This is a genomic window from Streptomyces chlorus, from assembly GCF_042655885.1.
In the GTDB taxonomy this organism is placed as follows: domain Bacteria; phylum Actinomycetota; class Actinomycetes; order Streptomycetales; family Streptomycetaceae; genus Streptomyces; species Streptomyces chlorus.
This window is the reverse complement of the sequence record NZ_JBHSOA010000061.1, coordinates 161416-187390: the sequence shown is the minus strand read 5'-3', so window position 1 is coordinate 187390 and position 25975 is coordinate 161416. Positions and strand designations below refer to the sequence as shown.

Sequence of the window (25975 nt, the reverse complement as noted above, 5' to 3'; positions counted from 1 at the left end):
CGGCCGGGTGTCAGAAGGGGGCGATCTCCCGCTCCAGCCGTGCGGCCAGGCTGAGATAGCGGGCCCTGCGGGTCACCGGGACCAGCCCCCGGATGAGGATCTGCCACATCTCCGCGGTACGGCGGGGCTGCCGGGCGACGGGTTCCCGGGAGCGGCCCACGACGCGGGTGCCGATGAAGAAGCAGACGAGAGAGTGGGCCACGACGTCGATGTCGACCTCGTGATGGACGTCGGACTCCTTGACCGCGCCGACGAGTCGGGCGGTGACGATGTCCATCCACTCGGTGAACGGGTGACTGAGCGGCGGACGCGGCCGGGTGCCCCCGGTGGCAAGACGGAGCCCGGCCCGCAGGACGGGGTCCTCGGCCGACTGGCGGGCTATGCCGAAGGTGAGGCGCATCAGCGCCTCCAGGGAGGTATGGCCCCGGATCTCGGTGTCCTTGGCCAGTTTGCGGCAGGTGGCGGACTGGAGCTCCAGAATGGCGTGGGCCAGGTCCTCCTTTGCCGCGAAGTGGAAGTACAGGGCTCCCTTGGTGACTTGGGCGTGCTCGACGATGTCGCTGAGACTGGTCGATTCATAGCCCTGTCGGTCGAACAGATCGGCGGCGGCCGTAATGATCGTCGCGCGGGTCTGCTCGGCGCGTACCTGCCTCGCCATGGACTGAACTCCTGGGCCGAAAAGGAACGGGTCATGCCGTTTGTTTTCACCGCACGTACACAATAACTCACCCTGCGACTGCGCTCATCACACCGGTTCGCCCCGTGACGCGGCATACATCCGGCACATCAACTGCGGGCGCGGAAAGAAAACAGCGCGTCCGGTATCTGAGTGTGGCAGGTGTGCGGGCGAAAGAGAACGGCGAGCGGTCCCAAGGGGAACTCGTCACAACCAAAAGGGCTGTTACGCATGGCCGGGCGTCCGGTGGGCCGGGGGAGTGGGAAGGTGCGGAGCCGCCTGGCATCCCGCGCGAGGAGGCCCGGCCGTCCGGGTGCCGCATGCCGCCCGCGCGCACCCGTGAACACCCGGAAACCCGGGGGATGTTGATCGGCACCCGGCCGTCCGGACGCCGCGGAGCCGGTTCCGTACCGTCCACGCGGTTCGATGCACAAGGGTGCCTTCCGCCCCTGTCACCTCAGAACTCACCGTTCATCACAATGCGGCAGCATCGTCTCACTTCACGTGGCTGGTCACTTGACTACCAGTAGCAAGACGCGATTGGCTCCCGTCCCAGCGGGAGTCATCCAATCGGCGTACACGCCGCGGTTCCGCCCCTGCTCACGTCCCCTGTTCTCGTCCCCTCTTCTCTCCTCCAGCTCGGCGTACAGCGAGGTCCGCTCCCTCATGAACACTCGTCCCCCGGCCCATGGTTTCCCGAGACGGCCCGTCCGCCTCGCGGCACTGACGGCAGCCGTCGTCCTGATGGCGACCGGCTGTTCCGTCTTCGACACGGCCGACGACCCCTCGGATGCGAAGAGCGCGGGTGCGGCCGGCGACGGGATGAACGTCGTGATGGTCACGCACGGCGGTGAGAGGGACATCTTCTGGGACCGGGTGAAGAAGGGCGCCGAGGCCGCCGCCGCGAAGGACGGCATCAACCTGACGTATGTGAGCGACGCGGACCCGCAGGGGCAGGCCGAGCTCGTGCGCAACGCCGTCCGCGACAAGGTGGACGGCATCGCCCTGACGCTGGCCAAGCCGCAGGCGATGAAGGGGCCGGTGGAGGAGGCACGCAAGGCGGGGATCCCCGTCGTCGGGCTCAACTCCGGTATCGATGCCTGGAAGTCGTCGGGGCTGCTGGAGTACTTCGGCCAGGACGACGGCGTCGCGGGCCAGGCCGTCGGCAACAAGCTCAACGAGCTGAAGGCCAAGAACGCCCTCTGCGTCATCCACGAGCGGGGCAATGTCGGACTGGAGGCGCGCTGCGCCGGCATGCGGAAGACGTTCGACGGCAAGTTCGAGAACCTCTACGTGGACGGCTCCGACGAGCGCGCCGTCTCCGGCATCGTCACCGCGACGCTGCGGCAGGACCCGACCATCGACGAGGTCGTCGCCAACGGCGCGCAGTACGGCCTTCTCGCGGCCGAGGCCGCCAAGAAGGCGGACACCGGGGCGCGGGTCGCCTCCTTCGACCTCACCGAGGAGCTGGTGGACGCCGTCCGCGGCGGTGACATCCAGTTCGCCGTGGACCAGCAGCCCTATCTCCAGGGCTATCTCTCCGTGGACGCGCTGTGGTTGTACCGGACCAACGGCAACATCAGCGGCGGCGGGGTGTCGCCCGTGCTCACCGGGCCGGCGTTCGTCACGAAGACCAACGCGGCCGCGGTCGCCGGGTTCGCCACCAACGGCACCCGGTGACGGATACATCCAGTGAGGACGTACCCAAAGATTCGGTTACGAACAGGCCGTACGGTCACTTGCGCGGATAGCATCCTGCGCATCACCTGTGACGTACCGGACATACGTCCTCCCTACGCGTCCGCAGCCCGTCCCCCTCCTACACTCCGCCCGTATTTCCGATGATCCGACCGCTCTAGGACGACGATGTCTCCACGGACAGGTGCCCGGCGCCGTCTCGGCTCCATACGTCTCTCGCTGGTCCTCCTGGCACTGGTGCCCACCGTCACCCTCACCGCCATGTGGGGCGTGACGACGATCCAGATGTTCTCGGAGGGGCTGCGGCTCCGTTCCCAGACGGAGCTGAGCCGGTCGACCGGCGCGATGGGCACCGACGCGACCCTGGCGTTGCAGCGGGAGCGCGGGCTGACCGCCACCTGGCTGGCCTCGCCGAAGGACTCCCGGGCCGCCCTCGACGCGCAGCGCGAGAAGACCGACGCCGCGGTGGCGAGACTGGCCGGACAGGCCGACGCGATCGCCGAGGCACCGGCCCGCGTGTCGGACCCGCTGTACTCGGTGCTGGGTTCGGTGGGCAGCCTGGAGTACTACCGGAACCAGGTGGACAAGCCGAGCGACATCACCGCCGAGCAGGCGCTCGACCACTACTCCTCGATCATCCAGGACCAGATCCACGCCTTCCAGCAGCTGTCGCAGGTCGACGACGGCGACCTGACCTCCCAGGCCGGACCGCTGGTCTCGCTGGAGCAGGCGGCGGAAGTACTCTCCCAGGAGAACGCGCACCTCACCCTGGCCTGGCCGTCCGGAGAGCTCGAGGACGAGTCCTGGGCCACCTTCGCGGAGCTGGTCACCACCCGCCGCTGGCTGGTCGAGGCCCAGATCGTGCCGTTCCTGCGCGGCAGCACCAAGACACAGGCCGAGCGAATCCTGCAGAGTCCCGAGTGGCGGACCCTGCAGGAGGTCGAGGACGAGGTACGCGACTCCCGTCCCACGGCCGAGGACCGGAAAATCAGCCTGCCGGACGCGCAGAAGCGGTGGGACGCCGCTCTGGACAAGGTCGCACCCCAGTACGCCGCCCTGATCGAGGAACAGACCGGCGCGCTGCTCACCCGCAGCGCCGACGAGGCTCGCGGCATGCTGCTGACCGCGGCCTCGCTCAGCGCCGGCGGACTGATCGCCCTGCTGCTCAGCGTCGGCATGTCGTGGCGGATCACCCGCTCCCTGTCCCTCAGACTGCGCGGGCTGCGCATGGCCACCCTCAGCCTGGCCGAGGAGCGGCTGCCCGACGTGGTGGCGCGGCTGGAACGGGGCGAGAAGGTCGACGCCGAGTCGGCGATCACGCCCCTCGACTACGGCCACGACGAACTCGGCCAGGTCGCCCAGGCGTTCAACACGGCGCAGCGCACCGCGGTGCACACGGCGGTCGAACTCGCCGACACCCGGCGCGGTTTCCAGAAGGTCATCCTGGGCATCGCCCGCCAGAGCCAGAACCTGGTCAACCTCCAGCTCAGCAAGCTCGACCTGCTGGAGCGCACGCACACCGACCCCGAGGTCCTCAAGGGACTGTACGAACTCGACTCCACGGCCAGTCAGTTGCGACGGTACGAGGAGAACCTGGTCATCATCAGCGGTGAGCGGCCCGGCCGTTCGTGGAGCGAGCCGGTCGCGCTGATCGACATCCTGCGCAGCGCCGTCGGTGAAGTCGCCGAGTACCAGCGGGTGGAGGTGCACACCGACGAGGAGGTCGCGCTGGCTCCGCCCGCGGTGGCCGACGTCATCCACCTGCTGGCCGAGCTGATCGACAACGCGACGGTGTACTCGCCCGCGCCGATCCTGGTCGAAGTGCGCGCCGCGCTGGTGGCCAAGGGCCTCGCCGTCGAGATCGAGGACCGCGGCCTCGGCCTGTCGGAGGACGACTACGCCTCGATCAACACCCAGTTGGCCAGTCCTCCGCAGTTCGACGTGGTGGCGCTCGCCGACGACCTCCGGCTCGGCATGTTCGTGATCTCCCAGCTGGCCCACCGGCACGGCATCACCGTCACCCTGCGCCCGTCGCCGTACGGCGGGACGACCGCCATCGTGCTGATCCCGCACACCATCGTGGTGCGGGACGCCCCGGGCACACCCCGGGAGGCCACACCCGCCCTCGCCGGCGCGACGAACGGGCACCGCCGGGCGGACGGCACGGACAGCACGGACCCGGGGGCCCTCGGCAGCACCGCCACCGGCGTCGGGGAAGCCACGGACGCGGCGAACCCGACGCACGGGACCGACGGCACCGACCCGGCACCCGACACGCACACCGCGGACACCGGGAACACGCGGGCTCCCGGGGAAGCGCCATCGCTGCCGTCCCGGTCCGGGGCCTCCCAACGGATCTCCGCCCGCCCGGCCGCCGCTCCCTCGTCCGCACCCCGGGCGAACGGGCTCACACCTCTCCCCCGCAGGGTGCCGCAGACCAGCCTGGCCGCCGAACTCCGCGAGGAGGCGGTGATGCCGCCCGTCGAGGACGACGCCGCGAGCTTCACGGCGGAACACGCCGCCTCATCCCTCGCCGGCTTCCAGCGCGGCACGTCCGAGGCACGCGACGACGACAAAGACGCCCGTGCCGGTGCCGCGCCACCCACCGCGGGCGACGACGCGACGGAATCCTCCGGGGCACCCGCCGAGGCGCCGGCCCCCTCCCGAGAGCTCTCGACACCGCCCGCCGACCGCTGAACACCGAACGCCGAACGCCGAACGCCGAACGCCGAAGAAGGAACACAGTCATGACACGCCCCATACCCGCCACTCACACCCAGCTCGATCAGCTGCTGACCGGACTCGTGGAGCGGGTCGCCGACGTGAACCAGGCCGTGGTCCTGTCCGAGGACGGGCTGGTGGTCAGCAAGTCCACCGGGTTCCTGCGCGACGACGCGGAACGTCTGGCGGCCACCGCGTCCGGGCTGATGAGTCTCAGCAAGGGCGTCAGTATGGACTTCCGCGGCGGCCCGGTGCGCCAGGCGCTCATCGAGATGGCCAACAGCTATCTGATCCTCACCTCGGCCGGGCCCGGCGCCCATCTCGTGGTGCTCACCGGCCCGGGTGCGGACGTCGGCGTGGTCGCGTACCAGATGAACATGCTGGTGAAGAAGATCGGCGAGCACCTCAGCGCGGCGCCCCGGGGTACGACAGGCCCCTCCGACTCCGGCGCGTGAGGTGGCCGAAGGCGATGTCGGGGGCCGGCTCGTCCGACCGTTCACGCTGACCGGTGGCCGGACGCGGCCCAGCCGCGCCGACTTCACGCTCATCACGATGGTGACGACGGTCGAGCCCCAGCCCGTGGAGGCCGCCCGGCCGCAGCCCGAGCACACGCGCATCCTGCGGCTGTGCGCGGAGCCCCTCGCGGTGGCGGAGCTCGCGGCGCGCCTCGACCTCCCGATGAGCGTGGTCGTGATCATGCTCTGCGATCTGCTGGAGGCGGGCCGGATCACCGTCCGCCCGCCGCACCACGTCACCCGCACCAAACCGGACCTGGATCTGCTGCAGAAAGTGAGGGACGGCCTTGGCCGGCTCTGACATCACCGCTCCGGCGCCCACCGAGCGTCCGGCACCCGACACGGTCAAGATCCTGATCGCCGGGGGCTTCGGCGTGGGCAAGACGACCATGGTCGGCTCGGTCAGCGAGATCGCCCCGCTGCGCACCGAGGAACCGCTGACCATGGCGGGCCTCGGCGTCGACGACCTCGAGGGCATCGAGGAGAAACGTGCCACCACCGTGGCGCTGGACTTCGGCCGGATCACCGTCTCCGACGACCTCGTGCTGTATCTGTTCGGCACGCCGGGCCAGCAGCGGTTCTGGTTCATGTGGAACGATCTGTCCCTCGGCGCGCTGGGCGCGGTGGTCCTGATCGATGTGCGCAGGCCCGAGTCCAGCTTCGCGGCGATCGACTTCTTCGAGCGCCGGGGCATCCCGTTCGTCATCGCCGTGAACGGCTTCCACGGGGAGCACCCCTACCCGGTCGAGGACATCCGGGAGTCGCTGACGCTGCCGGAGGGCGTGCCGGTGCTGCTGTGCGACGCACGGGACCGGACGTCGTCCAGGGATGTGCTGATCGCCCTGCTGGACCGGCTGATCGCCGCCGCCACGCCGGCGGGGTGAGGCGCGGGTGGAACGCAGGTGGGGCGCGGCCCTCCGCGGACCGCGCCCCACCCCCTCGGGGAAGAATCGTCACCCCGGAGGAACCCTCGGCCGACGGAGCATCCGGGGACGGCCCGTCAGCCCAGTCCGGCCGACTCCAGCCAGGACTTCGCCACGTCCAGCGGGTCCTTCTTGTCCAGCTGGACCTGGGCGTCGAGGTCGAGCAGGGTCTGCGTGTCCAACTTGGCGGAGACCTCGTTCAGGGCGTCGACACCCTCCTGGGAAAGGGCGTCCTTGTGGACCAGCGGGGTCACATTGGCGAAACCGAAGAGGTTCTCCGGGTCCCCCAGGACGACGAACTTCTCCTTCACGATCGCCGGGTCGGTGGTGAAGACGTCCGCCGCCTGCACGGTGTTCCGGGTGAGCGCCGCCTGGGTCAGCGGGCCGCCCGCGTCCAGCGCCTTGAACGACTTGAACTCCAGCCCGTAGACGGACTTCAGGCCCTCCAGACCCTGGCTCCGGGTCTGGAACTCGGGCGAGCCGCCGATCACCAGCTCCGGCGCGACGTCCTTGAGGTCGACGAGGGTGGACGACGCCGTGAGCTTGTATTTCTTCGCCGTCTCGGCGTTGACGCCGACGGAGTCCTTGTCCTCGGCCGGCGACGGGTCCAGCAGCGTCAGCTTCTTGTCGAGCTTGGCCTTGACGGCGGTGTTGACAGCGTCGGTGGACTCCTGCTCGGCCTCGGGGTCGAGGTAGGCGAGGAGGGAACCGTTGTATTCGGGCAGCACGGTGATGGAGCCGTTCTTCATCAGACCGTAGGTCGTCTCCCGGCTGCCGATGTTGTGTTTGTAGGTGACCTTGAGGCCCTTGGCCCTGAGTGCCTCGCCGTAGATGTCGGCGAGCAGGGTGCTCTCGGCGAAGTTGTTGGATCCGACGACGACGGTGCCGGCTTCCGCCTTCTCCTCCTCGAGGGGATTGTCGGAGGTGTCGCCGGACGAACAGCCCGCGAGCAGGGCCGTCGCGGCGGTGAGCGCGACGGCCGCCGCACCGGTGTGCCTCGTCCTGGACCAGCTGCTCTTCGCGGTAGAAGTCATCCACCGATCCAATCCAGCCGCTTCACTCTCCGTCAAGCGCGGCCGGATCACGGTTGCCCCTCGGCTGTCATTCGGCGGGCCGCGCGGGGATCCTGCGCGCGGCCCTCTCGCTCCTGGCGCCTGCGCACCCCGGGCGACACCACGAATCGTCCCGCCGCCCAGAACAGCACGAGCGTGACGAGCGCCAGGACCGCCACCAGGGTGGCGCCGCCGACCACCTTCTCGTAGTCGCGCTGGTAGAGCCCGTCGATGATGTACCGGCCGAGGCCGCCGAGACTGACGTACGCGGCGATGGTGGCCGTCGACACGATCTGGATGGCCGCCGAGCGCAGTCCGCTGAGGATGAGCGGCAGCGCCACCGGCACCTCGACCTGGAAGAGGATCCGTGACTCGGGCATGCCCATGCCGCGGGCCGCGTCCACCGGGGAGGGGTCCACGGTGCGGACGGCCTCGTAGGTGGTCACCAGGATCGGCGGGACGGCCAGGACGACCAACGGGATCATCACGGGCAGCAGGCCGAAGCCGATCAGCAGGACCACCAGCACCAGCAGGCCGAAACTGGGCAGGGCGCGGGCGGCGTTGGCGACGAAGGCGAGCACGTTCCCGCCGCGGCCGGTGTGCCCGGTCAGCAGGCCGACGGGCAGGCCGATCGCGGCGGCGATGGCGAGCGCCAGCAGCGAGTACTGGAGGTGTTCGAGGAAGCGCTGCGGAATGCCGTCGTAGCCCTGCCAGTTGGCGCTGTCGCTGAAGAACGCGTGGGCGAAGCCGAAGATGTTCACCGGGCCCCGACCTCAGCTTCTTCGAACGGCCCTGGACCCACGGTGGACTTGGCCCTGGGCTGCGTACCGCGTGGCATCCAGGGTGTGAGCAGGACCCTGAGCAGGACCAGCAGGGCGTCGCACGCGATCGCCAGTACGGCCATGGTGATCACGGCGTTGACCGCGAGCTCGGGCCGGTCGTACTTCTGCGCGGCCGCGAGCAGGTTGCCGAGGGCGCCCTGGTTGCCGATCAGGGCGCCGACGCTGACCAGGGAGATGCTGGACGCGGTGGCGACCCGCAGGCCGGCGATGATGGCGGGCGCGGCGATCGGCAACTGCACCTGGGTGTAGCGCCGTACGGGGCCGAAGCCCATGGCGGTGGCGGCGGCGAGGGTCTCGTCCGGTACCGAGCGCACGCCGTCGACGATCGCCGGGATCAGCACCACCAGGCTGTACAGGGCCAGCGGGATCATCACGGTGAGTTCGGTCTGGCCGGTGTAGTCGATGAGGACGACGAAGAACGCCAGTGACGGGATGGCGTACAGCACGGTCGTCAGGCCGAGCACCGGCGGGTACAGCCAGCGGAAGCGGCCGCACAACTGGGCGATGGGCAGCGCGAGCAGCAGCCCGGCCACGACCGGGATCAGCGCCTCCCTCAGGTGCAGTCCGATCAGGCCGGTCCAGCTGTGCTGGAGGTCGCTGGGGATGGTGAAGAAGCCGCTCATCCGGCGACCTTCTCGTCGCCGGCGCGGCCCTCCTGGTGCGCGGTGCGGATGGCGTCGCCGATGGCCTGCTGGGAGACGACTCCCCGCACCCGGCCGGCGTCGTCCACGGCGACGGCCCAGCCGGTCGGGGAGAGCACGGCGCAGTCGAGCGCGACCCGCAGCGAGTCCACACCGGGCACGAACGGCCGCCCGTACGGCAGGAGTTGGTCGGCCCGGATGTCCCCGGCGGTCAGTCGGCGCGGCTCGGACCAGCCGAGCGGGCGCCCCTCGTCGTCGGTCACCAGGAGGTGGGCGGCGTCGGCCGCGCCGATCCGCTCGACGGTGGCGTCCGGCGGGATCACGGTGTCGGTGGCCAGTTCCAGCGCGGCGGTGGTGAGGAAGGAGAGCCGCCGGATGCCCCGGTCGGCGCCGAGGAAGTCCTCGACGAACGCGTCCGCGGGGTCGGAGAGCAGCTCGGCGGGCGGCGCGTACTGGGCGAGCCGGCCGCCCTCGCGCAGGACGGCGACCATCGTGCCGAGTTTGACCGCCTCGTCGATGTCGTGCGTGACGAAGACGATGGTCTTGCCCAGCTCCTCCTGGATCCGCAGGAGTTCGTCCTGGAGGCCCTTGCGGACCACCGGGTCGACGGCCGAGAACGGCTCGTCCATCAGCAGCACCGGCGGGTCCGCGGCAAGCGCCCGTGCCACCCCGACGCGCTGCTGCTGGCCTCCGGAGAGCTGGTACGGGTACCGCTTGGCCATGGCGGTGTCGAGGCCCACCCGCTCCATCAGCTCCGCCGCCCGCTCCCGGGCCCGCTGCTTGCCCCAGCCGAGCATGCGGGGCACGGTGGCGATGTTGTCGACGATGGTCCGGTGCTGGAACAGTCCAGCGTTCTGGATGACGTATCCCATGGACCGGCGCAGGGTGGTGACCGGCTGCCGCTGGATGTCCGCACCGTCGAGCAGGATCGTTCCCTCGGTGGGTTCGACCATGCGGTTGATCATGCGCAGGGTGGTCGTCTTGCCGCAGCCCGACGGTCCGACGAGGACGGTGATCGAGCGGTCGGGAATCTCCAGGGAGAGCCGGTCGACCGCCACCGTGCCGTCCGGATAGCGCTTCGTGACTGATTCGATCCGTATCAAGACGCCGAATGCCCTTCGGGTGGCTGGATTGTTCTGGCCGAGGTGGCCGCGCGCTGCCGCCGGTCGAGTGTAGACGGCGCCTTGGACATCTCCCGGGGAACGCCTCCCCCGCGCCCCGCGTCTCCGCGTCCTTGGTACGAACGGCCGCCGCACAGGCTTCCCCACTCCGCCGCCTGCCCCGCTCCCCCACCGGAAACCCCGCTGTTCGATCACCGTAGGGCCCCCCCGACGGGCAGGGCCGCCCCACGGACCGTTGGCACCACGACGGCGCACCGGCCGGTGGAGCGGGCAGCGCCCCTCACGGCCCCTCACGGGAATGCCGAAGGGCCGCCGGGGACGACGAATCCCCGACGGCCCCTCGCAGGCAGTGCGGTGTGCGGATCAGCCCTCGGCGGGCTGCAGCTTCAGTGAGATGCTGTTGATGCAGTACCGCTGGTCCGTGGGCGTCGCATACCCCTCACCCTCGAACACGTGTCCGAGATGCGAGCCGCAGCGGGAGCAGCGCACCTCGGTGCGCGCCATGCCGTGCGAGCGGTCCTCGACCAGTTCGACGGCGTCGGAGTCCCGCGGGTCGTAGAAGGAGGGCCAGCCGCAGTGCGACTCGAACTTGGTTCCCGAGGTGAACAGTTCGGCACCGCAGGCGCGGCACGAGTAGACACCCTCGGTCTTGGTGTCGGTGTACTCACCGGTGAAGGCGGGCTCCGTGGCCGCCTGGCGCAGAACGGCGTACTCGGACGTCGACAGCTCCGCGCGCCACTGCTCGTCCGGCTTCTCCACGTCGTACGACATGTGCGTCCAGCCCTTCCCCTACGTCTTCTGTTGCTGCTTGCTTCTGCCGGTACTTCACTTCGACAGACGGTCCAGGATCAGCGGGCCGAGGTCGGTGACGTCGCCCGCTCCCATGGTGAGAACCAGATCACCGGGCTTCGCCATTCCCGCGACGGCCTCCGGGATCTCCGTCCTGTCGTGCACCGGCGCCACGTCCGCGCCGGCCGCCCGTGCCGCGTCGATGATCAGCTCGCTGGTGACGCCGGGGATCGGGTCCTCGCGGGCCGGGTAGATGTCGAGGACGACCGAGGAATCGGCCAGGGCCAGGGCCTCGCCCATCTCCTTGCCCAGCTCCCGGGTGCGGGAGAAGAGGTGCGGCTGGAAGACGACCAGGATGCGGGCGTCGCCCGCGGCGGCGCGCATCGCCTCCAGGTCGGCGGTCATCTCGGTCGGGTGGTGCGCGTAGGAGTCGATGACCTGGACGCCCGCCGCCTCGCCCTTGAGCTGGAGGCGCCGGTTCACCCCGGTGTACGCGGCCAGCGCCGAGGCCAGTTCGGCGGCCGGGATGCCGAGCGCGACGCCCGCGGCGAGCGCGGCCACGGCGTTGTGCGCGTAGTGGCGGCCCGGGACGGAGACCGTGAAGGTGAGCGGGGTGCCCTCGAACTCGACGGTCACCTCGCTCTTCAGCCCCTGCGGGACGACCGACGTCACCCGCACGTCGGCGTCCGGCGACTCCCCGTACGTCACCGTCCGCACGGAACCGGCCGAACCGGCCGCGTCGCGCAGGCGCCGGGTCAGCTCCCGCGCGCCCTCGTGGTCCGACGAGATCACCAGGGTGCCGCCGGGCACGATCCGGCCGACGAACGTCTCGAAGGACTCGTGGATCTCCTCCATGGACGCGTAGGTGGCATGGTGGTCCAGCTCCACGTTGAGGATGATCGCGACCTCGGGCGCGTACGTGTGGAAGCTGCGGTCGGACTCGTCCGCCTCGGCGACGAAGATCTCGCCGTCGCCGTGCAGCGCGTTGGAACCGGGCACGTCCAGGTCGCCGCCGATGGCGTACGACGGCCGGCGGCCCAGCTCGGTCAGGGAGACGGCCAGCATCGAGGTGGTCGTGGTCTTGCCGTGGGTGCCTGCCACCGCGATCGGGCGCAGGCCGTCCATGAGGGCGGCCAGCGCGTCGGAGCGGTGGACCACGGGCACGCCCAGTTCGGCCGCGCGGACCAGCTCCGGGTTGTCCTCGCGGATCGCCGACGACACGACCACACAGCTCGCGTCGTCGGCCAGGTGCCCGGCGGCGTGCCCGATGTGCACGGTGGCACCCAGCGCGCGCAGCGCCTCGGCGGTGGCGGACTCCTTGGCGTCGCTGCCGGCCACCTTGGCGCCGCGCTGCGCGAGGATCTTCGCGATGCCCGACATCCCGGCGCCGCCGATGCCGATGAAGTGCGGTCGGTCCATGGCGGTAGGAAGGCCGGCTGCCATGCGTGTTTCTCCCCAGGGGTGACGAGTGGTGCGGGTCGTACGAGTGGTGCGACGAGCGGGACGACGGTCCTCGCGCCCTCGTGCGAAGGCGCCGCCCCAGCCTATGCCTTGCTGTGCGAGAACAGTTTCAGCACCGGCACCCCCACCTTGTGCCGGGCCCGGGAGGCCCAGTCCCGGTGGAAGAACTCCTCCACGTAGTGCGGATCGGTGAGCACGATCACCTCGTCCGCCCCGGCCTCCTGGACCATCGTTCTCAGCGCGTCCAGCGGGTGGGCCTCGATCAGCCGGCCCTCGGCCTCGTGACCGGCAGTACGCAGGGCCTGCAGGGACACCTCCAGGGCACGCTCGCCCATGGTCTCCGCTTCCTCGCCCTCGGGGGTCCCCCCCTCGCGGATGGCGTCGTCCAGCTCGCCGAGCGCCACGTCGTCGATGGCCCGCAGCAGCCGGTCCGCCTGCTCTCCGCGCGGCTGGAGCAGCACCTGGAAGGTGACCCCCTCGTCGCCGTGCAGGGTGGTGACGAAGTCCACGTCGGCGGACGTCAGGGCCTTCTCGATCATCAATACGCTTGTGAACACCAGGCGCCCCTTCTCCTCGGAGGGCCGCGGGCCCTCTTTCCCGTGGGCCGAGCCAGGCCCTGCGGAAACCATCCTGCCCCGTGTTCGCACGGGCACTGCCGGATTCAGTCTGCCCCTCACGGCATCAAGCGGAACGGAACATTCCGACGATTACCGGACCAGCGGTAACCGTCGATTCCATTTCCGGATATTTCCGGCCGCCGGGCGCGGTTACTTCCGGCCATACCTGGCCACGCCCGGTCACGGCCGGCCACATCTGGATCAGGACCGCGCGTACCGCGTGAAGAGGAAGCCGTCCTCCTCCAGCATCGACTTCAGCGTGAAACGCCGCGGAAGTGTCACAGAGGGGCCCCCAGCGATGCGCTGAGCGTCACCCGCGGTGAGCATCGGGGCGACGGTCAGGCAGAGCTCGTCCAGCACCCCGGCCGCCACCAGCTGCCCCAGCAGTCGCGGACCGCCCTCGGTCAGCAGCCGGGTGTACCCCCGCTCCGCGAGGGCCCGGACCGCACGCCCCGGGTCCACGCCTGCCCCCTCCCCGGCGGTCACGACCCGGGCCCCGGCCGCCTCGGCGGCTGCGACCCGGTCCGGGGGCGCGGCGGAGCCGGTCAGGATCAGGGTGGGCACCAGCGGGGAGGTGAACAGCGGCAGGGAGAAGTCCAGGTCCAGGCTCGCGGACACGACCGCGATCGCCGCCGCCGGCCCCTGCCCGGCCGCCTCCCGCGCCGCCACGAACTCGGCACGCGCGCGTGCCGGCCGGTAACCCTCCTGCCGAACCGTTTCCGCTCCGACGAGCACGACGTCCGCCAGCGCCCGCAGCGTGCCGAAGATCCGCATGTCGGCGGGGCAGGAGATGGGCTGTGAGCGGCCTTCGTGCTGAGCGGCACCGTCGAGCGTGGACACCATGTTGGCCCGCAGCCACGGCTTGTGGCCCTTGCCGGACCCCGAGCCTGCCCCCGTCTCCGTCTCCGTCTCCGTCTCCGTCTCCGTCTCCGTCTCCGTCTCCGGGTAGGCGTACGCGGCCGCCAGTTCGGCCAGGCTCCACTCCCGGCCGCCACCGCCACCGCCACCACCACCACGGACGTCGCCCCCGCCGTCGCCGGACGTACCGGAACTCACGCCGGGAGCTGCTGTTTCGTCGGTCACAGGGAACAGGCGTCGCATGACGTGCAGTGTTCCACGCCCCGTAGTATGAGTAAGCGTGTCGTCCTCCTCCCCCGCCGCCCGGCCCGGTGTCACAGCCGAAGCGGCCCCGCTGTCCCTGTGCGCCCGTGAGCCGTATGTCCCCGCGGACCGGCTCGTCGCCGAGATGGTGCCCCCGCCGCGATTCGACGCGGTCCGCTTCGGCACGTACATACCGGACCCGAACCAGCCCAGCCAGCCCGAGGCCGTGCATGTCCTCGAAGGCTTCGCGGCGGGGCTCGGCGGACCCGGGGCCGGAGGTTCCGGCAAGCGCAGGCTGTTCGGCTTCGGCAAGGCGGCGAAGCCCGCCCCGGCCGGCCCCCGCGGCGTCTACCTCGACGGCGGGTACGGCGTCGGCAAGACCCACCTGCTGGCCTCGCTCTGGCACGCCACCCCGGCCGAGCCCGCGCTGAAGGCGTTCGGCACCTTCGTGGAGCTGACCAACCTGGTCGGTGCCCTCGGCTTCCAGCAGACGGTGCGGACCCTCTCTGGTCACCGGCTCCTGTGCATCGACGAGTTCGAGCTGGACGACCCCGGTGACACCGTGCTCGTCTCCACCCTGCTCGGCAGGCTGGTCGAGGCGGGCGTCGCGCTCGCCGCCACCTCCAACACGCTGCCGGGCAAGCTCGGCGAGGGCCGGTTCGCCTCGGCCGACTTCCTGCGCGAGATCCAGGGCCTGTCGGCCCACTTCCGCGCCCTGCGCATCGACGGCGAGGACTACCGCCACCGCGGCCTGCCGAAGGCACCGCCGCCGTACACCGACGAACTGGTGACCAAGACGGCGTACGCCACCGAGGGCGCCTCGCTGGACAGCTTCGCGGAGCTGCTGGACCACCTCGCGAAGGTGCACCCCAGCCGGTACGGCGCCCTGGCCGACGGACTCGCCGCCGTGTGTCTCACCGGTGTCCGGCCGGTACCGGACCAGTCGACGGCGCTGCGTCTCGTCGTCCTCGCCGACCGGCTCTACGACCGCGAGGTACCCGTACTCGCCTCGGGGCTGCCGTTCGACCAGTTGTTCAGCGAGGAAATGCTGAAGGGCGGCTACCGGAAAAAGTACTTCCGGGCCATCTCCCGCCTCACCGCCCTGGCCCGGGACGCGGGCCGGCTCACGGGAACTCCGTAGCCGCTTCCTCGCCCGCCGACTGCATGACCTCACCCATGGCCCCGGCCGGGGCGGCGGGCATATCGTGACAGGAGTGACCGTAAACACGTGAAGCAGGCCTCTGACGGGAGGTCGTCATGGTCGAAGAGCTGCTCGCCGCGGCCGCCATAACCGGTGCCGCGGGCCTCACCTATCTCGCAGCGGCGGCGCGGGTGGTCAAGCAGTACGAGCGCGGGGTGGTCTTCCGCCTCGGCCGGCTGCAGGACAGGGCACGTTCGCCCGGATTCACGGTGATCGTTCCCTTCGTGGACCGGCTGCACAAGGTGAATCTGCAGATCGTCACGATGCCGGTGCCCGCACAGGAGGGCATCACCCGGGACAACGTGACGGTGCGGGTGGACGCGGTGGTGTACTTCAAGGTCGTGGACGCGTCCGCGGCGCTGGTCAACGTGGAGGACTACCGGTTCGCGGTCTCCCAGATGGCGCAGACCTCGCTGCGTTCGATCATCGGCAAGAGCGATCTCGACGACCTGCTGTCCAACCGGGAGATGCTGAACCAGGGCCTGGAGCTGATGATCGACAGCCCCGCGGTCGGCTGGGGCGTGCAGATCGACCGCGTCGAGATCAAGGACGTCTCCCTGCCCGACACCATGAAGCGGTCCATGGCCCGCCAGGCGGAGGCCGACCGCGAGCGCCGCGCCCGGATCATCAACGCCGACGCCGAACTCCAGGCCTCGAAGAAACTCGCCGAGGCGGCCCAGCAGATGGCGGACACGCCCTCGGCTCTGCAGCTGCGACTGCTCCAGACCATCGTGGCGGTGGCCGCGGAGAAGAACTCCACCCTGGTGCTGCCCTTCCCCGTCGAACTGCTGCGCTTCCTGGAACGGGCCGCCCAGCCACCGGCACAACAGGAACACGCCCTCGAGGAACCCGGACCGCCGGCCGGCCAGGGCGAAGACCTCGCCGAAACCGTGGACGGGGGCAAGGACAGGAACCGGCCCCCGGAAACCGATCGCCCGGTCCCGGACTTCGGGCGTCTGGCCACGGACACGGGTCTCGGTACGGGCTCCGGCCCCGTACCCACCCCGGCCCCGCCCCGCCCCGGACACGTGACGCGTGACGCGTGACCGCCCACGGACAGACGCGTGACACGTGCTCCACGCGTGGTTCCCGTGACTCACGGCAGGTGATAGACACGGCGGAACCACAGTTCCTGTCCGCCAGCAGGAAGGTTCCTTCATGTCAGAAACAGGCATGCCGGAAGCAGGGTCCGACACCGGACTCCTGCCCTCCACACGACGTCAACTGCTCGCCTGTTCCGGCGCTCTGGGCATCGGCATCACGTTCTCCGGCGCCCTCTCCGAGCTGTTCACCCCCGCTGCCGCCGCCGCGCAGCACCTCGGCCATCACGGCTACGGCCCGCTCGTCCCCGACCCCGACGGACTCCTCGACCTGCCGAAAGGTTTCCGCTATCGGGTGCTCTCCCGCGAGGGCGACCCACTGCGCTCCGGGGAGGGCCCCGTCCCCTCCCACCCTGACGGCATGGCCGCCTTCGCGGGCGGGCAGGGCCGCGTCCATCTGGTCCGCAACCACGAGAACCGTGCCGACGGCAGGATCCCGGTCCCGGTGGTCAAGGGCCTGACCTACGACCCGGAGGGTAAGGGCGGCTGCACGTCGCTGACCCTGGACTCCCGCGGCCAGGTGCGCTCGGAGCGGGTCGCGATCGCCGGTACGGCCGTCAACTGCGCGGGCGGGCCGACTCCTTGGGACACCTGGCTGACCTGCGAGGAGACCGAGGACAAGGCGGGCACCAACGGCTACACCAAGGACCACGGGTTCATCTTCGAGGTCGACGGCGCCGATCCGCGCCGCACGGGTGCCGTGCCGCTGACCGCGATGGGCCGCTTCCAGCACGAGGCGGTCGCCGTCGACCCGAAGCGGGGCGTCGTCTACGAGACGGAGGACGCCTTCGAACGACCCTTCGGCCTCTTCTACCGGTTCCTGCCCGACAAACCGCTGGGCGGCACCGGCTCACTGCGCGCGGGCGGCCGGCTCCAGGCGATGCGGGTGCCCGGGGTGCCGGACCTGTCCTCGGTCCAGGAGACGGGCATCCGCTTCGACGGCGTCGAGTGGGTGGACGTACCGGATCCGCCGGCCGCCGAAACACCCATCCGTCTGCAGGACTTCGGCACACGCGGCATCACGCACGCGCAGAAGCTGGAGGGCTGCTACTGGGGCGGGCGGTCGGTGTACTTCGTGTCGTCGTTCGCCCGCAGCGCGGAGGGTTCGGCCGGCGACCATTACGGGCAGATCTGGCGCTACGACCCGGACCGGCGCCGGCTGACCCTGGTGATCGTCTTCGGGCCGGACACCGACGTGCAGCTCCCCGGCGAGTCACCGGACAACATCTGCCTCGCCCCCGGCGGCGGCCTGATGGTCTGCGAGGACGGCGGCGGCGCGCAGCACGTCTACGGCGTCACCCGGCACGGCGAGGTGTACGCGCTGGCCCGCAACCGCCAGGCGATTACATCAGCCGCTACCGCGGCGGGGGGAACGCCCGAGGAGCCGGAGTGGGGCGAGTTCGCGGGCGTCACCTTCTCCCCCGACGGCCGGACGATGTATGCCAACTGCTACTCCCCGGGCACGACGTTCGCGGTCACGGGGCCCTGGCGGCAGTGACGGCACGGGCCGGCCGGGGCACCCTCCCCCGGCCGGCCCGGCCCCGGCGGTCCGTACGCGGCTCAGGCGGCCACCAGCAGGTCGTCCATCTGCCCGATCGACTGCCCCAGCCCCTCGACCATGCCCATCTCGGCCAGCTGCTCCATCTGCTCCCGGGCGTCGAAGACCGAGCGCAGTTCCATCCTGGTCCCGCCCTCATGCTCGCTGAGCGTCATCCGCACCGCCGTGGTCGGCATCTCGGGGTTCGGCTTGCCGTCCGGGCCGGAGAAGCCGTCGGTGAATTCGAGGGCGGTGGGCGGCGTGACCGTCGCGACCCGCCACCAGCCGCCGAACTTCTCGCCCTCCGGGCCGGTCATGAAGTACCTGACCTCCCCGCCCGGGGTGAGGTCGTGCTCCTCCACGGTCGCCGGGTAGGTCGGCGGCCCCCACCAGCGCTCCAGCTGCCGCGGGTCGGCCCACAGCTGCCACACCTTCTCGACCGGTGCGGTGAAGTCCGCGATCACGGTGAGGGTGAGCCGGTCGAGATCCTTGTCCACGCTCGTGACAGTCATCGTTCCTGTCCTTCCGTCGATTCCTTGTCGCCGGACCCTGCTGCGGTTCCGGCATCGGTTCCGGCATCGGTTCCGGCATCGGTTCCGGCATCGGTTCCGGCATCGTCCGCCAGCAGACCGGACATCCGGTCCACGCGCGCCCGCCAGGCCGTCTCCAGTTCGTCGAGGGCCTGCCGCGCCCTGCCCACCGCGTCGGGGTCGGTGCGCACGAGCTGCTCCCGGCCGCGGCGCTGCTTGGTGACCAGGCCGGCCCGCGCCAACACCGTGACGTGTTTCTGCACCGCGGCGAAGCTCATCGGGTACGCCTCGGCCAGACGTGACACGGACAGCTCACCCCGCACACAACGACGGAGTATGTCGCGACGCGTCGCGTCGGCCAGGGCGTGGAACAGCCGGTCCACGGTCTCGTCGGTCAATCCATCTACAACCATTTGGTTGTACGTTAGCCTCGCGCGCCCCGCCCCGCAAGCGGAAGACGGGAAAGCGTCGCACCACGGCTCGACCACCCGAGTGACACCCACCACACCCACTCGTGAACAAGAACAAATAACTCAACACCACTCATATCTTCATGTGGTGATCACACCGGTACGCCGAGCAGCAACTGTCTGCGCCCTCACCATCGTGCTCGCCGCCTGCGCCGCCCCCCCCCCCCCGCAGCGGCCACGTCCCACCCCCTCCGCCACCCCCGCGACACCGGCCCCGCGCCTGCCCACCCTGGCCCCGGGGCCGGCGGACCTGACCCCGGTCTTCGAGAACGCCCCCCGAAGCGCCGGGAAGACCGTCGCCCTCACCTTCGACGCCGACATGACCGCCGACCAGGGCCCGCGTGCGGCGGCGGGCGAGCGCTTCGACCATCCCCGGCTGATCGCCACCCTGCGCGCACTGAAGGTGCCGTCCACCGTGTTCATGACGGGGCGCTGGGCCGAGGAGTACCCGGACCAGGCCCGTTCCATCGGCCGGGACCCGCTCTTCGAGGTCGCCAACCACTCGTACAGCCACTACGCGTTCACGGACGACTGCTACGGCCTGCCGACCGTCGACCGGGACCGGATGCTCACGGACGTGGAACGGGCGTACACGGCCTTCCACGCGGTGGGAGTGGCGCACCCGATGCCGTACTTCCGCTTCCCCGGCGGCTGCTACGACCGCGAGGCGCTGAAGGCACTCGTCCCGGCCGGTGTCACCGCCGTGCAGTGGGACGTGGTCGGCGGTGACGCCTTCGCCACGGACGCCGACGCGGTGGCCCGGCAGGTCCTGGACGGAGTCCGCCCGGGTTCCGTCGTCGTCCTGCACTGCACCCGCAGCGCGGCCCCGGCGACCGAGTGCGCGGTACGGACGATCGTCCCGGAACTGCGCCACCAGGGCTACCGCTTAGTGAAGGTCTCCGACCTGATCGCGGCTGCGGGCGAACGAAGCTGAGCGTCCTACGCTGGAGGCATGCCCGAGAACGACTAATGCCTGACCGCCGCGACCAGGCCGCCAAAGGCCGAGGGGCCTCCGTACGCGGAGTGCGTGCTGTGCCGGGAGCCGACGGAGTACCCGGAGCCGTACAAGGGGATCACCATGTGCCCGGTGTGCATGGGGCCCCGTCCGAGCGAAGTCGAGAACCTGAGGGAGGCAGGAGGCAGGAGGCAGGAGGCAGGAGGCAGGAGGCAGGAGGCAGGAGGCAGGAGGCAGGAGGCAGGAGGCAGGAGGCAGGAGGCACAGCGTACGGCCTGCTCGGGCTGACAAAAGCACGGCACGGCTTGGCAGACTGGCGGGGTGGACAACGACCAGACCCATGACCGGACGCCCGCCGCCGCGAGCCCCTTCCGTTCCGAGCCCGGTGCCCGCGACGAGGCCCCCCAGTTCGTGCTGCCCCTGGTGGCGCGCATCGAGCGGTCGGCGCCCCCGGCCCGCACGGACGCGCTGGAGACGGCGGCCCGCGCGGTGCTGACGATGCTGGCGGACGAGCGGTCGGTGGGCGAGGGCGAGTGGGCGCAGGCGATGCGCGACTGGCAGGACGCCCGCATCCGCAAGGTGGTCCGCAGGGCCCGCGGCGCGGAATGGCGCCGCGCGGAGGCCCTGGCCGGCATCACGGTCACCGGCACGTCGGCCCAGGTCCGCGTCTTCCCGCCCGTCCCGCTGGACGGCTGGCCCAAGGACCTGGCCCGCCTCCAGGTCTCCGGCACCGACCTGGACGACTCTGGGCCCCCGCCCCCGGCGGACCCCACGGCCCCCGTCCTCTGGCTGAACCCCGGCCTCGACATGTCGGCCGGCAAGGCGATGGCCCAGGCGGGCCACGCGGCCCAACTGGCCTGGTGGGAATTGTCGGACGAGGAACGCACGGCTTGGCGGAAGGTCGGTTTCCCGCTCACCGTCCGCACCACGGACCCGTCCCGCTGGGACGAGTTGACGACCAGTGGCCTCCCCACGGTCCGCGACGCGGGCTTCACCGAGATCGCACCCGGCTCCTGCACGGTGGTCGCGGACCACCCGTCGCTGCGCTGACACCCCGGCTCGGTGTCAGTGGCGGCTGCGATGCTCGCGGCATGACTCCATGGAACCTGCTCGACCTCGACAGGGCCCTTCGCGCCTCCTGGGCCGCCGACACCTGTTCGCCCGACGATCAGGCCGAGGCCGACTGGCAGCCGGACAACCCGGCCTGGGGACACTGCGACATCACGGCCTTGGTCGTCAACGATGTCTTCGGCGGCGATCTCATGGTCGGCGAGGTGCACGTCGACGGGGCCCAGCGCGGCTTCCACTGGTGGAACCGGCTGCCCAGCGGTGTGGAACTCGACCTGACCCGTGAGCAGTTCCAGCGTGGACAGACCGTCGTGGCCGCCCGTGTCGTCGAGCGCCCGCCGGGCCCCCTGCCCCGCCGCTGGGAGGAATACCTCCTGCTGCGCGAGCGCGTCACCCAGCACCTCGGCCGACTCCCGGAGCCTGTCTGAGCGGGCCGGCGCCGGCCCGTCCGGCTGGGCGGGCCGCCCGAAGCCCGGTGGCAGTGGCGGACCCTCCTGCATTGCGCCAGTAGGCCGGCCGTTCACTGTGCTGCACCGGCGAGCAGCCGGTCATCCGAAGGAAAGCTGTCGTCCTCATCACCTCAACGTCCTACGGTGGCCTGATGAGGAACAGGCAACGCAGGTTGGCCCGGGTCTTCGCCCTGCCGACCCCGCGGGTCCGCGACCTCACCCCGGCCGCACCCGAGACGGAGGCCATGCCGGGCGGGAACGGCGCCGTCCCCAGCGCTTCCCCCTGCGGGCGGTCACTGCCATGATCCGACCATGGCCGAGACCACCCCACCCGTGTACCAGGCGCACTACGGCTGGGACCGCAGGACCACAGCGGTCGTGGTCCTCTCCACCGTCTTCACCGCGGTCCTGCTCTTCTCGGACGTGCCGCTGTACGCGCGCCTCCTGGGTCTGCCGCTCTTCGGCGTGGGCGGGCTGTTCATGGCGTACATGGCGATGAGCGGCAAGGTCGCGTTCCGGGTGGACGAGACAGGTGTGCTGCTCGGCGGGAACCCCGCCCGGTACGGGGCCACCACCGCCCATGTGCCTTGGGGCGACATCACCGGTGTGGTGCTCTGGCGGCAAACCGCAGGTGGCGCCCATGTGCCCTATGTCGGGGTCACCCGGCGCGAGGGCGCTCCGGCCCTGCCCGGGGACTCCCCGAAGGCCCGTGCCGTCCTTGGGCGCCTCGTTCCGGTGCCGGCCGGGGTCGTGATGACCTCCCGACCGGTGACCGGATGGCGCCTCGACCGGGACCGGCTGGTCGCCACCGTCGCCCACTTCGCGCCCGGCATCCCTGTGGGCGACCACTGGTAGTACGCGTACGTCCGGGCCGGACCAGAACGGCGGGCCCCGCCGCACGCGCTTTCCCGGCACCGCCCGGCGACTCCTTCGGGGAAGCTCAAATGTTGCTCTGGATGTGGCCGCGACACGGTTCGGGCGCGGACTTCGGGGCCATACCCCTGTCACGTCCGAGCGGACGTCCGGCGGGGGCCGACGGGGTGGCCGGTGGAGGAGGGGGACAGTGCCATGGAGCGACTGGGGACGGGTATCGGGTGGCGGCCGGAGATCGCCGGGGACGTCGAGCGGATGCCGGGGATCGACTGGGTCGAGGTGGTGGCCGAGAACGTGTGTCCCGGGCATCTCCCCGAGTCGCTGCTGCGGCTGCGCGAGCGCGGGGTGACCGTCGTGCCGCACGGGGTCGGGCTCGGGCTCGGCGGGGCCGAGCGGCCGGACGCGGGGCGGCTGGAGGCGCTGGCCGAGCGGGCCACGGCGCTCGGGTCGCCGCTGGTCACCGAGCACATCGCGTTCGTGCGGGCGGGTGGACCGCTCAGCGTCTCCCCTCGGCTCGAGGCCGGTCACCTGCTGCCGGTGCCACGCACCGGGGACGCACTCGACGTGCTGTGCGAGAACGTCCGGATCGCCCAGGACGCCCTGCCCGTACCGCTCGCCGTGGAGAACATCGCGGCGTTGTTCTCCTGGCCCGGTGAGGAGATGACCGAGGGCCAGTTCCTGTACGACCTGGCCGACCGCACCGGCGTACGACTGCTCATCGACGTGGCCAATCTGCACACCAACCACGTCAACCGCGGCGAGGACCCGGCGAGGGCGCTCGCCGAACTGCCCCTGGAAGCCATCGCGTACGTCCATGTCGCGGGCGGCGTCGAGCGGGACGGCGTCTGGCACGACAGCCACGCCCACCCCGTACCCCGGCCGGTACTGGACATCCTCACCGACCTCGCCTCCCGCGTCTCCCCTCCCGGCGTACTCCTGGAACGGGACGAGAACTTCCCCGAACCGGGCGAGTTGGAGCGGGAGCTGACGGCCATTCGGGAGGCGGTGGAGAAGGGGACGACCGCGCGGAGCACGGCACAGGCGAAGAGCTCCGGCTCCAGCTCCGGTTCCGGCTCCGGCTCCGGCTCCGTAAGGGAATCCGGTTCCTGCGAACCCGCGCGGCAGCGGGTGGCGCTCGCCCAAGCGGCGGTGCTGTCCTCGCTGGTCGCCGGGACACCCGTGCCCGAGGGGTTCGACCGGGTGCGGATGGTCGTGCAGGCGCGGGCGCTCGCCGCGAAGCGGGCGGATGTCGTCGCCAAGGTCGCGCCCGAGCTGCCGGTGATCCTCGGCGAGCGGTACCGGGCGGCCTTCCTCGCCCATGCCCAGAAGCGGCCGATGACCGGGGGCTACCGGCAGGACGCCCTGGACTTCGTCGAGCAGTTGCTGCTCGCCTCCGGGCAGTGGGAGCGGCAGGACGAGCAGGTGCCCCTGCGGGAGTTGCGGGAGTGGTGGCTGGAGCGGTCCGGGCCGATGCCGCGGTCGCGCCGGCCCGCGGTGCGGCTGGCGCGCGCCACGCGGCGGGTGCTGCTGCGGCGTTGAGGCCGAGGCACACGAGCCGGAGCGGGGCCCGGTTCCGGCACCCGGCCGGCCAAACGGAACGTCACATGCAGACAACACTCCGTCCGGATGGCGAACAGGGCATGGTGCTTTGGGGACCGTGTCGTCTACAAACAAGTCATGCTCTGGGTACTCCTCCTGCTCGTCTCGTGGGCCGTCGCCGGCGCCGCGTGCACACGGTTGTGCCTGGCCGCCGTACGCGCGGCGGCCGTCCACGACGTGGGTACGGCCGGGGGTGGGGGGCGTGAGCTGACCCTGTACGAGACGGCGTTCCTGTCCGGCGGCCCTCGGCGGGTCGTCGATGTCACCCTGGTCGCGATGGCGCGTCAGCGCCGGCTGCTGCTGGCCCACACCGGCTGGGCGACCGTGGTCGATCCGCTCGGGCGGGACGACATGGAGCGGTCGGTGATAGGGGTCATCGGGCCGGAGGGGCAGTCCCCCATCGCTCCGGTGCGGGCCGCCGCGGCGACGACGGACGCGGTGCGCGGCCTCGCCGACCGGCTGGAGCGGGCCGGGCTGGCCGTGCCCGACGGCGCGGCCACGACGATCGCCGACGGCGTACGGCAGGTGCGGATCGCCGCGCTGGCCGTGGCCGGACTGGGCGCCGCCGCACTGCTGGTGCCGGCCGCGTCGTATCTGCCGGGCCATCTGGTCGCCCTGTGGTTCGCGCTGCCGTTGACGCTGACCCTGAGCTGCCTGGTCATCGCGCGGATCGAGCTCCCCCCGCACACCCACTGGGCCTCCCCGGCCGGCCTGCGGCTGCTGGGCGCCCTCCCCCGGCGCTCGGTGAGCACCGGCGACGACGACCGTACGTATCTGACGTCGGTCGCCGTGCACGGCATCCGCGCGGTCGGCGAACCGGATCTGCGTGCGGCCTTCACCCACCGCGAGCACCACCTGGGCCACACTCCGGGGCACCGTCCGGGCGACGCCTTCGGCCGTCACCGCGCGGGGGACGACCCCGGTTCCGGCTCCGGTTCCGGGGGCGTACGGGAGCACTGACGGCGACACCCGCCGACGGTGCTTGCCCCGCCCTGCCCGCCGGACGAAGCATCCCTGGTGTCGATCGCCGTGCACCGAAGGGAACGTGATGAGAACTGCCGTCGTCCACGCGGCCGCCGGGTCCCTGCTGCTCACCACCCTGGCCGTCGCGCCGGCCGGGAAGGCGACGCCCGCCCGGCCGACGACCTGATCGAACCAGACCAGACCAGGCTCGACCAGACCTGAGCAGGCTTGGTCGAGCCTGATCGGGCCCACCCCGTTCAAGAACGGGCAGGCCCGGTCACCGGCACACTCGCTCAGGCGAGGCCCGCGACGAGCTCCGCGATGTCCTTGCGGCGGCCCGTGTAGAACGGGATCTCCTCACGAACGTGCATCCGCGCCTCGGAGCCGCGCAGGTGCCGCATGAGGTCGACGATGCGGTACAGCTCGTCGGCCTCGAAGGCGAGGACCCACTCGTAGTCACCGAGGGAGAACGAGGGGACCGTGTTGGCGCGCACGTCGGGGAAGCCACGGGCCATCTTGCCGTGGTCGGCGAGCATGCGGCGGCGGTCCTCGTCGGGCAGCAGGTACCAGTCGTAGGAGCGCACGAAGGGGTACACGCTCACATACGCGCGGGGCTCCTCGTCGGCGAGGAACGCCGGGATGTGCGAGCGGTTGAACTCGGCGGGCCGGTGCAGCGCCATGTTCGACCAGACCGGGAGCAGCGCACGGCCCAGCCTGGTGCGGCGGAAGAGGTTGTATGCCTCCTGGAGCTGGTCGCTGCTCTCGGCGTGCCACCAGATCATCAGGTCGGCGTCGGCGCGCAGACCGGAGACGTCGTACGTGCCGCGGACCGTGACGTCCTTGGCGGCGAGCTGGTCGAACAGCTCCTGGACCTCGTCGGCGTACCCGGCGCGGTCTTCGGGCAGCACGTCCTTCAGCTTGAAGACGGACCAGAGGGTGTAGCGGATGACCTCGTTCAGGTCCTTGGCCAGCTTGCCCTTGTTCGGGATCCGGTCGGGTGCGGGGGTGGTGACGTCGTCGCTCATGTCCCTTATTCTCCTGCTCCTCCGTAGAGGGTTTTTCACCGGGTGGCG

The 25975-nt window shown here is 71.0% G+C and carries 26 protein-coding genes and 1 pseudogene; 15 read left to right on the top strand and 12 right to left on the bottom strand.

What is annotated here, in order from left to right; genetic code table 11:
- Positions 1-10: 10 nt before the first annotated feature.
- On the bottom strand, positions 11-658 hold the full coding sequence (locus ACFPZI_RS26330) for a ScbR family autoregulator-binding transcription factor (RefSeq protein ID WP_381367673.1): 648 nt from the start codon (positions 656-658) through the stop codon (positions 11-13).
- A 684-nt stretch (positions 659-1342) separates the two neighbouring features.
- Between ACFPZI_RS26330 and ACFPZI_RS26325 the strand changes: the two genes are divergently transcribed.
- The 5 genes from ACFPZI_RS26325 to ACFPZI_RS26305 all read left to right on the top strand — a co-directional run bounded on the left by ACFPZI_RS26325 (position 1343) and on the right by ACFPZI_RS26305 (position 6494).
- Positions 1343-2356 carry a substrate-binding domain-containing protein gene (locus ACFPZI_RS26325; protein ID WP_381367670.1) on the top strand — a complete coding sequence of 338 codons (1014 nt, stop codon included), beginning with the start codon at positions 1343-1345 and terminating at the stop codon, positions 2354-2356.
- Between the two features lie 186 nt (positions 2357-2542).
- Positions 2543-5071, top strand: a complete 2529-nt coding sequence (locus ACFPZI_RS26320) for a sensor histidine kinase (RefSeq protein ID WP_381367667.1) — start codon at positions 2543-2545, stop codon at positions 5069-5071.
- Positions 5072-5121: 50 nt separating this feature from the next.
- Entirely contained in the window at positions 5122-5550 is a 429-nt protein-coding gene (locus ACFPZI_RS26315; RefSeq protein ID WP_381367664.1) for a roadblock/LC7 domain-containing protein, read from the top strand.
- 1 nt (position 5551) lies between these two features.
- Positions 5552-5911 (top strand): DUF742 domain-containing protein, encoded by a 360-nt coding sequence (locus ACFPZI_RS26310; protein WP_381367661.1) that lies wholly within the window; start codon positions 5552-5554, stop codon positions 5909-5911.
- Positions 5898-6494 carry a GTP-binding protein gene (locus ACFPZI_RS26305; RefSeq protein WP_332431568.1) on the top strand — a complete coding sequence of 199 codons (597 nt, stop codon included), beginning with the start codon at positions 5898-5900 and terminating at the stop codon, positions 6492-6494. Before ACFPZI_RS26310 ends, ACFPZI_RS26305 begins: the two co-directional genes overlap by 14 nt.
- A 116-nt stretch (positions 6495-6610) precedes the next feature.
- Here ACFPZI_RS26305 and ACFPZI_RS26300 read toward each other — a convergent pair whose 3' ends face one another.
- The 8 genes and pseudogenes from ACFPZI_RS26300 to ACFPZI_RS26265 form a co-directional block, all read right to left on the bottom strand.
- Positions 6611-7567, bottom strand: a complete 957-nt coding sequence (locus ACFPZI_RS26300) for an ABC transporter substrate-binding protein (RefSeq protein ID WP_381367658.1) — start codon at positions 7565-7567, stop codon at positions 6611-6613.
- Between the two features lie 116 nt (positions 7568-7683).
- A pseudogene (locus tag ACFPZI_RS26295) lies at positions 7684-8346 on the bottom strand (ABC transporter permease); the annotation flags it as partial.
- Entirely contained in the window at positions 8343-9050 is a 708-nt protein-coding gene (locus tag ACFPZI_RS26290; protein ID WP_381367655.1) for an ABC transporter permease, read from the bottom strand. The gene ACFPZI_RS26290 and the pseudogene ACFPZI_RS26295, both read right to left, overlap by 4 nt.
- Positions 9047-10171, bottom strand: coding sequence for an ABC transporter ATP-binding protein (locus tag ACFPZI_RS26285; protein ID WP_381367652.1), 1125 nt, complete (start codon positions 10169-10171; stop codon positions 9047-9049). Before ACFPZI_RS26285 ends, ACFPZI_RS26290 begins: the two co-directional genes overlap by 4 nt.
- A 381-nt stretch (positions 10172-10552) precedes the next feature.
- The gene (gene msrB, locus ACFPZI_RS26280) at positions 10553-10960 is read right to left on the bottom strand and encodes a peptide-methionine (R)-S-oxide reductase MsrB (protein ID WP_381367649.1); all 408 of its coding nucleotides are present in this window, start codon (positions 10958-10960) and stop codon (positions 10553-10555) included.
- 54 nt (positions 10961-11014) lie between these two features.
- Positions 11015-12421, bottom strand: coding sequence for a UDP-N-acetylmuramate--L-alanine ligase (gene murC, locus ACFPZI_RS26275; RefSeq protein ID WP_381367646.1), 1407 nt, complete (start codon positions 12419-12421; stop codon positions 11015-11017).
- Between the two features lie 101 nt (positions 12422-12522).
- The gene (locus ACFPZI_RS26270; RefSeq protein WP_381367643.1) at positions 12523-12996 is read right to left on the bottom strand and encodes an indole-3-glycerol phosphate synthase; all 474 of its coding nucleotides are present in this window, start codon (positions 12994-12996) and stop codon (positions 12523-12525) included.
- A 261-nt stretch (positions 12997-13257) separates the two neighbouring features.
- A complete protein-coding gene (locus ACFPZI_RS26265) occupies positions 13258-14157 on the bottom strand; it encodes a pyrimidine reductase family protein (protein ID WP_381367640.1) in 900 nt (299 codons plus the stop codon).
- 37 nt (positions 14158-14194) lie between these two features.
- Here ACFPZI_RS26265 and zapE point away from each other — a divergent pair, with 37 nt between their 5' ends.
- The 3 genes from zapE (at position 14195) to ACFPZI_RS26250 (ending at position 17956) form a co-directional block, all read left to right on the top strand.
- Positions 14195-15298, top strand: coding sequence for a cell division protein ZapE (gene zapE, locus ACFPZI_RS26260; RefSeq protein WP_381367637.1), 1104 nt, complete (start codon positions 14195-14197; stop codon positions 15296-15298).
- Positions 15299-15414: 116 nt separating this feature from the next.
- Positions 15415-16404, top strand: a complete 990-nt coding sequence (locus ACFPZI_RS26255) for a slipin family protein (RefSeq protein ID WP_381367634.1) — start codon at positions 15415-15417, stop codon at positions 16402-16404.
- A 127-nt stretch (positions 16405-16531) separates the two neighbouring features.
- A complete protein-coding gene (locus ACFPZI_RS26250) occupies positions 16532-17956 on the top strand; it encodes an alkaline phosphatase PhoX (RefSeq protein WP_381368083.1) in 1425 nt (474 codons plus the stop codon).
- Positions 17957-18018: 62 nt separating this feature from the next.
- On the opposite strand, the gene ACFPZI_RS26245 is transcribed toward ACFPZI_RS26250, so the two are convergent.
- Positions 18019-18507: an SRPBCC family protein gene (locus tag ACFPZI_RS26245; RefSeq protein WP_381367632.1), complete on the bottom strand. Its 489-nt coding sequence runs from the start codon at positions 18505-18507 to the stop codon at positions 18019-18021.
- Positions 18504-18938: an ArsR/SmtB family transcription factor gene (locus ACFPZI_RS26240; protein ID WP_381367630.1), complete on the bottom strand. Its 435-nt coding sequence runs from the start codon at positions 18936-18938 to the stop codon at positions 18504-18506. The genes ACFPZI_RS26245 and ACFPZI_RS26240 overlap by 4 nt, the downstream gene beginning before the upstream one ends.
- Positions 18939-19083: 145 nt before the next feature.
- Between ACFPZI_RS26240 and ACFPZI_RS26235 the strand changes: the two genes are divergently transcribed.
- The 7 genes from ACFPZI_RS26235 to ACFPZI_RS26205 all read left to right on the top strand — a co-directional run bounded on the left by ACFPZI_RS26235 (position 19084) and on the right by ACFPZI_RS26205 (position 24899).
- On the top strand, positions 19084-19929 hold the full coding sequence (locus ACFPZI_RS26235; protein WP_381367627.1) for a polysaccharide deacetylase family protein: 846 nt from the start codon (positions 19084-19086) through the stop codon (positions 19927-19929).
- Positions 19930-20271: 342 nt separating this feature from the next.
- A complete protein-coding gene (locus tag ACFPZI_RS26230; protein WP_381367624.1) occupies positions 20272-21000 on the top strand; it encodes a peptidyl-tRNA hydrolase in 729 nt (242 codons plus the stop codon).
- Between the two features lie 41 nt (positions 21001-21041).
- A complete protein-coding gene (locus ACFPZI_RS26225) occupies positions 21042-21446 on the top strand; it encodes a YunG family protein (RefSeq protein ID WP_381367621.1) in 405 nt (134 codons plus the stop codon).
- A gap of 173 nt (positions 21447-21619) precedes the next feature.
- On the top strand, positions 21620-21772 hold the full coding sequence (locus ACFPZI_RS26220; RefSeq protein WP_381367619.1) for a hypothetical protein: 153 nt from the start codon (positions 21620-21622) through the stop codon (positions 21770-21772).
- Positions 21773-21779: 7 nt separating this feature from the next.
- Positions 21780-22322 carry a hypothetical protein gene (locus tag ACFPZI_RS26215; protein ID WP_381367616.1) on the top strand — a complete coding sequence of 181 codons (543 nt, stop codon included), beginning with the start codon at positions 21780-21782 and terminating at the stop codon, positions 22320-22322.
- Positions 22323-22535: 213 nt separating this feature from the next.
- Positions 22536-23879: an MbnB/TglH/ChrH family RiPP precursor modification enzyme gene (locus ACFPZI_RS26210; protein ID WP_381367613.1), complete on the top strand. Its 1344-nt coding sequence runs from the start codon at positions 22536-22538 to the stop codon at positions 23877-23879.
- A gap of 138 nt (positions 23880-24017) precedes the next feature.
- The gene (locus tag ACFPZI_RS26205; RefSeq protein ID WP_381367610.1) at positions 24018-24899 is read left to right on the top strand and encodes a TIGR04222 domain-containing membrane protein; all 882 of its coding nucleotides are present in this window, start codon (positions 24018-24020) and stop codon (positions 24897-24899) included.
- A gap of 296 nt (positions 24900-25195) precedes the next feature.
- Here the strand turns inward: ACFPZI_RS26205 and hemQ are convergent, their stop codons facing one another.
- Complete coding sequence (hemQ, locus tag ACFPZI_RS26200; RefSeq protein ID WP_381367607.1) at positions 25196-25927, bottom strand: hydrogen peroxide-dependent heme synthase; 732 nt, start codon at positions 25925-25927, stop codon at positions 25196-25198.
- Positions 25928-25975 lie beyond the last annotated feature (48 nt).